At 62.2% G+C, this 1,810-nt stretch carries 1 protein-coding gene and 1 pseudogene; both read right to left on the bottom strand.

Annotated features, from left to right (window positions below; genetic code table 11):
• Positions 1-755: pseudogene (locus AC1D00_RS39490) on the bottom strand (type VI secretion system ATPase TssH); the annotation flags it as partial.
• A 97-nt stretch (positions 756-852) separates the two neighbouring features.
• Positions 853-1,810 (bottom strand): type VI secretion system baseplate subunit TssG (gene tssG / locus AC1D00_RS39485; protein WP_477014414.1); only part of this gene is annotated, 958 nt, incomplete at its 5' end.

The raw sequence follows: 1,810 nt of genomic DNA, 5'->3' as shown, positions 1-1,810 counted from the left end.
GCGATACGCTGCGCGAAGCCCTCGACAACTGCGGTCTTGCCGACGCCAGCCTCGCCGGTGAGGATTGGATTGTTCTGCCGCCGACGCATCAACACGTCGATCAGTTGGCGGATTTCTTCGTCCCGGCCAAGGATCGGATCCATCTCGCCCGATTTGGCCTTGGCGGTGAGATCCTGGGAGAACCGGTCGAGCGGCGTCGTCCCCTTGGGACCCGCTTGGGCCGCGCCTTCCGTGCCGGCGCCGACCAGGCCCGAACCGTCCATCGGCCGCATGGTCTCCTCGTCGGAGCCGGCCCAGACGGCGCGGCGCTCCGCGGCCAGTGCGTCGACGTTGACCTTGGAAAATTCCTGCGAGAGGTTGTTCAACGTGCGACGAATATCGTTCGATTTCAGGCCTGCCACAAGCAGATGACCGGTACGGATCTGGGTCTCGCCAAAGAAGAGCGTGGCATAATGCCAGCCCCGATCGAGCAGATCGATGACCGAATTGGCGACGCCCGGCATGTCGGTTTCGTTCTTACGAAAGCCATTGATCACGCCGGCAAGGTCCGACAACAAGCGTGCCCGGTCGAGCTTGTAATGATCGACCGAGAGGCTGAGATCGTTGCGTTCCTGCTGCAGGATATGAAACAGCCAGTGCGCAAGCTCGACGTTGCGATTGCCGGCGCTCTTTGCGTGGCGCAGGGCCTGTATGAAGGCATCATAGCCGGCCCGGTTCAGCTTGCCCGTTACAGCTTCAATGCTGATGTCGGTCACGGCGGCTCCTCCTGCTCAATTCCTCCGCGGATGCTTGCCATCATGCGGAAATCGCTTCAAATTCCATAGCATTAGGCGATCAGCGCGATGGATAGGTTCAAACCGCCGCGGCATTGGCTGCGGCACTCCGGCGGGCTCTCAATCGTTCGCCGAGCTGAAAGCGGGCATCGCGGCGATATTCTTCCGTCGAAGTCCAGTTCGGCGAGACCCAGGTGGTCCATCCAAGTCGTCCACTCTGTCCCAGCCTGACCGGTACGACCTCGCCAGCAGGAATGGCGAGCTCCACCTCCCATTCCAGTTCGTCGCCAACATAGAAGAAAACGGCGTCGGCCAATGGCGCCGACAGGTTGGGCGTTTCGGTCGGCAGGAATTGTTCGTACTGAGCAAAAGTTCTGACAAAGACCCGAACTCTGATCTTGTCCTCGACGCTGAACACACGCGAGCCGAGAAGGGCGTCCTGGCCGAGCCTCGCATGCGTTCCGCCGAGCCGGCTGCAGTGACTTGGGTCGAATGAGAGCCAGGTGCCGACGAATTCGTCGATCTCGACCTTGACGTCGAACAGTCCTTGCAAGAACCGCGTCAACCGTGATGCACACTTTGCCCTGGGCGCGACCAGTCCAGCGAAGCTGAGCTTCGCCATGTCCGGAACCGCATCGCGATCGGCGAAAACATCGGAGCCCAAGCCGGCGAAGGAGCCGACATAGGCAATGAAGCGATCGTCCGCCGGGCGGTCATGCTGCGCGATCGGGCGCGCGTCGGCCCAGGCACGAAAGAAGAGTTGCAGGAAGCGTCCGTTGAGGAGGTCGAGAAAGCGGGGGAAGGCGTCATCCCGCATCAGCCACCAGCTGAGGCTTTCATCGGTGGTGGCAAGGGGCAGGGCGCCCTGCGGGCCGARGAGGCCGAGAAATTTGACGAGTATCCTGAGCCGGCCACCCTGGTCGTCCACCGCCGCGAGGTTCGAGGCGGGGAACTCCAGATAAGGCACCTGGCCGAGGTCGACATATTCGTCGCGACGCGCGGCACTGTCGCCGATCCGCGGTCGATCCGGGTTGGCG

The sequence above is a fragment of the Bradyrhizobium sp. P2_E8 genome (assembly GCF_056403875.1).
The sequence above is the reverse complement of the archived record's forward strand: the minus strand, read 5'-3'. Positions and strand labels throughout refer to the sequence as shown.